This window comes from Pelagibius sp. 7325, assembly GCF_037652055.1.
Taxonomy (GTDB): domain Bacteria; phylum Pseudomonadota; class Alphaproteobacteria; order Kiloniellales; family Kiloniellaceae; genus Pelagibius.
Genome location: NZ_JBBKAH010000032.1, coordinates 1 through 249 on the forward strand (window position 1 = coordinate 1; position 249 = coordinate 249).

Genomic DNA, 249 nt, shown 5'->3' on the forward strand with positions numbered 1-249 from the left:
CAAGTAAATAATGATGATATTGAGATTATCATTAAATCATTCAATGTGTTTGATTATATTAAAAGAAAGTTTACCAAGTTAGGTTACGCATTAAATGAGGATAAGTATATTTTTAATGCTGCTCATTATGGCGTGGCGCAGGAAAGAAGCAGATTAATTTTAATGGGCATCAAAGAAACTTCTTTAAAAAAGGAAGCAGTTAAAACGCCTGAGCCACTTTTTCATAATAGGAAAGAGTATAACAAAATC

The 249-nt window shown here is 30.1% G+C and carries 1 protein-coding gene; it reads left to right on the forward strand.

Annotated elements, in window-relative coordinates; genetic code table 11:
* The coding region (locus WDC82_RS25150) for a DNA cytosine methyltransferase (protein ID WP_340120199.1) at nucleotides 1-249 on the forward strand (249 nt) is incomplete at both ends.